The following is a 4,851-nucleotide window of genomic DNA, read 5'->3' as shown; positions in this document are numbered from 1 at the left end:
GCCTCGGCCAGCGCGATGTCGGCCACCGCCTCGCGCGCGGTGCGCCGGTCGGCATAGCCCGCCGGGAAGGCGTCGCCCCAGCGGCCGAGCACGGCGAGCGCGCCGGCCTCGCCCTTCTCGGCGATCAGCGCCTCGGCGAGCCGTTCGCGGAAGCTGCGCGCGATCTCGGCGAGCGCGCGCTCGAGGCCGCGCAGATCGACCGCGGGCACCGCTCCCGGTGTGGTGGCGACGATGTAGTGGATGCGCGCGAGCGGCGAATCGCCGATCTGGATGTAGGCGGTGGAGAGCCGGCCGGCGAAGGCCTCGGCGATCGCCCCGCCGATGCGCGTGCGCAGCCGCGTGTCCATCACGTCGCGCGGCACGTAGACGATCGCCGAGACGAAGCGCTCGAAGCGGTCGCGGCGCAGGAACAGCGCCACGCGCTGGCGCTCCTGCAGCGCGAGCACGCCGCGCGCGGTCGCGAGCAGCTCGTCCACGCCCGCCTGGAACAGCTCGTCGCGCGGATAGGTCTCGAGGATGTTGGAGAGCCGCCGCCCGTCATGGGTGTTCGGATCGACGCCGGCCTCGGCCAGCACGGCGGCGACCTTCTCGCGCAGATAGGGGATCGAGCGCGGGTTGCGGTTGTAGGCATTGGCGGCGAACAGGCCGAGGAACAGGTCCGCGCCGATCACCCGGCCCGCGGCGTCGCGGCGCTTCACCACGATCGCGTCGCAGTGCTGCGGCCGATGCACGGTCGCGCGCATGTTCGCCTTGGCGACCGTCAGCAGCGTCGGCTCCGCCGCCCAGGCGCGCACGGCCGGCGGCAGGTTCCCGGGCTCGCGCAGCACGTCGAACACGGGGATCGACGCGTCGCGCAGCAGGCCCAGCGAATGCTCCTGCTCCGCGGCGATCCCGGCCTCGGTCGGGCGGAAGCGGCGATAGCCGAGCAGCACGAAATTGTCGTCGGCGAGCCAGGCGAGGAACTCGCGCGCGATCCGCGCCTCCTCGCCGCCGCCCTCGAGCGCCGCGATCGCCTCGGCCAGGCGTTCGCGCATCGCCGGCCAGTCGGCGACCGCGGCGCGCACATCGGCCATGGCGCGCTTGAGCGCGGCCGCCACCTGGGCAAGCTCGGCGCTGTCGGCACCTTGCGCGAACTCGATCTGCATCATGCTCTCGCGCGGCGCATCGGGGCCCGCCGCCTCGCCGAAGGCGACCAGCCGCCCGGCCGCGTCGCGCCGCACCGGCACGATCGGATGCACGACGAGATGCACCGCGCGACCGACGATCGCGAGTGCCGCGAGCGCGGAGTCGACGAGGAAGGGCATGTCGTCGTTGACGATCTCGGCGATCGAATGGGCGCTGCGCCAGCCCTCGACCTCGGGGCGCGGGTTCAGCACCCGGACGCTGGCCTGGCCCGGCGGGCGGCTTCGCCCGTGGTCGAGCAGGCTCAACGCCGCGCCGGCGACGTCCTCGGGGCTGCGCGCGGCGAGGTCCTCGTCCGGCACGCCGGCGGCCCAGAGGTCGAGGAAGCGGCGCGCCTCCGCGCCGGCCGCGCCGGGCAGGCGCCGTTGCAGCAGTGCGGCCGCACCCTCCAGGACCGCGGCGCGCTCGGGGCGCAGCGCGGCCAACCTGCGATCGAGACCTTCGGGTGCCATCGCCCCCTCCCTCTGCAGCGGGGCGAGTGTCACGCGCCGGGCCCGGCGGTTCAACCGTGACGCGGCGGCACGGCCGGGTGCGCCCGGGGCCATGCGACAGCCGTGCCGCGCTGCGCTAGACTGGACCCGGTCGCGGCCCGGGCATGGCGGAGCCGGGGCGCGACGCGGCACTGGGCGGGGGCGGCTCTCCGCGGCGCCGAACCCGACCCGCCCGATCGGAGGAGTTCGCGATGCGCCGGATCCTGCTTGCGATGGTGCTGGCCGCGGCCACCGCGGCCGAGCCTGCCTCGGCCCAGCCCGCCTGTGCCGGCGTCGTGCCGGGCGATCCGGGCTACCGCCAGTTCAGCGTGTTCTTCGCGGTCGGTTCGGCGGCGCTGACCGGCGAGGCGCGCGCGACGATCAGGCGCGCGGCCAGCGAGATCAAGGCGCAGTTCAAGACCCAGGTGTGCCTGATCGGGCGCGCCTCGCCGACGGGGGCGCGCGAGATGAACGAGCGGCTCGCCGCCTCGCGCATCCGCGCGGTGGCGGACGCGCTGGCCGATCAGGGCGTGCAGCGCGGCATCATCGGCACGCTGGTGCAGGGCGCCGCCTTCGGCATGCGCCGCGACCGCGCCGAGAACCCCGAGGACCGCAGCGTGATGATCATGTTCCCGCGCTGAGACGGGGGCGGGGTGTCTTGAGCCGCCTGCGGCGCGGGCGCTAGAGTCGATTCGGCAACGCATCGCCGCGCAGGGCGATCGCCGCGCAGGGCGCCGGAATGCGGCGCGCGGAGAAGCGGGGAAGGAGGCGAGGTATGGTCCGACGTGCGTTCCTGGGCGTGCTGGCCGCCCTCTGCATGGCGGTTGGGATCCCGGCGTCGGCCCAGCCCAATCCCGATTTCTGGGTCACCAACACCAGCGGGCGCCAGATCAACGAGATCTATGTCTCGCCCTCGACCGACAGCAACTGGGGGCAGGACTGGCTGCGCGAGCACGTCCTTCCCTCCGGCCAGCGCTTCGCGATCCGCCCGCGTCGCGACGGCACCTGCGTGTTCGACATCCGCGTGGTGTTCGCCGACGGCAGTTCCGAGGAGCGCCGGCGCGTCAATGTCTGCACCGTCAACGAGGTGGCGTTCACCACCGCCGGCTCGGTGGCGCGGGGGCAGAGCCAGGCGAATGCCGATTTCCGGCTCGTGAACCGGTCGGGCCGGACGATCCAGCAGATCTTCGTCTCGCCCTCGTCCGACCAGAACTGGGGTGCGGACCGGCTCGGCCAGAACGTGCTGCCTCCGGGCCGCGCCTTCACCGTGACGCTGCCGCGCGACGGCACCTGCGTCTACGACATCCGCGTCGTCTACGACAACAACACCGCCGCCGAGAAGCGGCGCATCAACACCTGCCAGATCCAGGACGTCATCTTCCCGTGACGTGAGGGCGCGGCGGCCTGACCTCCGCCGCGCGCGCTTCCGGCAGCACGGCGCACGTGCGATAACCGCGCGCGATGCGACTCCTGTACCATCTGCCGCTCTCGCCCTACTCGCGCAAGGTGCGGCTGGCGCTGGCCGAGAAGCGCCTCCCCTTCGAGCTCCGCATCGAGAAGGTGTGGGAACGCCGCCCCGAGTTCCTGGCCCTCAATCCCGCCGCGCAGGTGCCCGTGCTGGTGGAGGAGAACGGCGCCGCGATCCCCGACAGCGCGGTGATCTGCGCCTATCTCGAGGAGGCCTATCCCGAGGTGCCGCTGCTCGGCGCCTGCGTGTCCGAGCGGATCGAGTGCCGCCGCCTGGTCGCCTGGTTCGACGGCAAGTTCGCCCGCGAGGTGAGCGAGAACCTGCTGTTCCAGAAGCTGATGAAGCGCCTGCTCGGGCGCGGCGAGCCGGACGGGGCGGCAATCCGCGCCGGCTACCAGAACCTGCGCGCGCATCTGCAGTATTTGGGGTGGCTTGCCGAACATCGCCGCTGGCTCGCCGGCGACGTGCTCACGCTCGCCGATCTCGCCGCGGCAGCACACCTCTCCGCGCTCGACTTCCTGGGGGATGTGGACTGGTCGGTCTCGCCTGCCGCCAAGGACTGGTATGCGCGCATCAAGTGCCGGCCCTCGTTCCGCGCCCTGCTCGCCGACCGGGTGCCGGGACTGACGCCGCCGGGCCACTACGCCGATCTCGATTTCTGATCCGGGGCGCAGTTCGGGGTTGACCCGCCAGCCGATACGGTGGCGGAATCGACCCGCATGGCACGATCGTTGGTCCTGGCGGTTGCGTTCGTGCTCGCCTGGGGCACGGGCGCGCTCGCGCAGCGCGTGGCGCTGGTGATCGGCAACGGCGCCTATGTCGAGGCGCCGCCGCTCGAGAACCCGGCGAACGACGCGCGCGACGTCCATGCCGCGCTGGTGCGGCTCGGCTTCGACAGCGAGCTGGTGGTGGACGCCGACCGCATCGGCCTCGAACGCGCGATCCGCCGCTTCGGCGACCGCGCGGTCGGTGCCGAGGCGGCGATGCTGTTCTACGCCGGGCACGCGGTCGAGGTCGCCGGGCGCAACCACCTGATCCCGGTCTCGGCCTCGATCCGCTCGGATCGTGACCTGCCGTTCGAGACGGTCGACGTCGATGCGGTGATGACGCAGCTCGAAGGCCGCGCGCGCGTGATCCTGCTGTTCCTCGATGCCTGCCGGGACAACCCGTTCCGGGTCCGGCTCGCGGCCCAGGGCGGGCGTGGGATCGCGGGACAGGGGCTGGCGGCGGTGCGGGGTCCGGTAGGCACGTTGGTCGCCTTTGCCACCGCGCCGGGGACGGTGGCGCAGGACGGCACGGGGCGGAACAGCCCGTTCACGGCGGCCCTGCTGCGCCACATCGAGACGCCCGGGCTCGAGGTGCGGCCGATGCTGGGCCGGGTGCGCCAGACCGTGCGCGAGACGACGGGCGGGGCGCAGATCCCGTGGGAGAACTCGAGCCTCGAGGGCGAGTTCTACTTCAAGCCCGCCGCGCCGCAGGCCCCGTCCGTCCCGGCCGCGTCCGAGCCGCCCCGTCCCGCCCCGCCGGTCGCCGCGGGCGCCGACGCGGCGACCGAGCGGCTGTTCTGGGAGAGCATCCGCGACAGCCGCAATGTCGCCGAGTTCGAGGCCTATCTGACCCGCTATCCGAATGGCGTGTTCAGCGAGCTCGCGCGTGCGCGCATCGCCGCCCTCGCCCGTCCGGCGCCGGAGGCGCGCGGTGTGAGCCGCGTCGAGCCGGCCGTGCCTGCCG

At 73.5% G+C, this 4,851-nt stretch carries 4 protein-coding genes and 1 pseudogene; 4 read left to right on the top strand and 1 reads right to left on the bottom strand.

The features are described from left to right. A pseudogene (locus tag FK498_RS17435) lies at positions 1-1,634 on the bottom strand (NAD-glutamate dehydrogenase domain-containing protein); the annotation flags it as partial. 230 nt (positions 1,635-1,864) lie between these two features. Here FK498_RS17435 and FK498_RS17430 point away from each other — a divergent pair. The 4 genes from FK498_RS17430 to FK498_RS17415 form a co-directional block, all read left to right on the top strand. Further along, positions 1,865-2,293 (top strand): OmpA family protein, encoded by a 429-nt coding sequence (locus tag FK498_RS17430; protein ID WP_161988473.1) that lies wholly within the window; start codon positions 1,865-1,867, stop codon positions 2,291-2,293. Positions 2,294-2,427: 134 nt separating this feature from the next. Further along, the gene (locus tag FK498_RS17425) at positions 2,428-3,039 is read left to right on the top strand and encodes a hypothetical protein (RefSeq protein ID WP_141856802.1); all 612 of its coding nucleotides are present in this window, start codon (positions 2,428-2,430) and stop codon (positions 3,037-3,039) included. Between the two features lie 74 nt (positions 3,040-3,113). Beyond that, complete coding sequence (locus FK498_RS17420; protein ID WP_141856800.1) at positions 3,114-3,782, top strand: glutathione S-transferase family protein; 669 nt, start codon at positions 3,114-3,116, stop codon at positions 3,780-3,782. Between the two features lie 57 nt (positions 3,783-3,839). Next, positions 3,840-4,851: caspase family protein (locus FK498_RS17415; protein ID WP_141856798.1), on the top strand; the 1,012-nt coding region annotated here is incomplete at its 3' end.

Source organism: Elioraea sp. Yellowstone, assembly GCF_006704265.1.
GTDB lineage: Bacteria > Pseudomonadota > Alphaproteobacteria > Acetobacterales > Acetobacteraceae > Elioraea.
Note: the sequence above shows the minus strand (reverse complement) of the source record. Positions and strands in the feature narration are given on the sequence as shown.

Excerpts from the sequence above, each read along its gene's own strand:
- FK498_RS17430 (WP_161988473.1), top strand. The coding sequence starts at position 1,865 with ATGCGCCGGATCCTGCTTGCGATGGTGCTGGCCGCGGCCACCGCGGCC.
- FK498_RS17425 (WP_141856802.1), top strand. The coding sequence starts at position 2,428 with ATGGTCCGACGTGCGTTCCTGGGCGTGCTGGCCGCCCTCTGCATGGCG.
- FK498_RS17420 (WP_141856800.1), top strand. The coding sequence starts at position 3,114 with ATGCGACTCCTGTACCATCTGCCGCTCTCGCCCTACTCGCGCAAGGTG.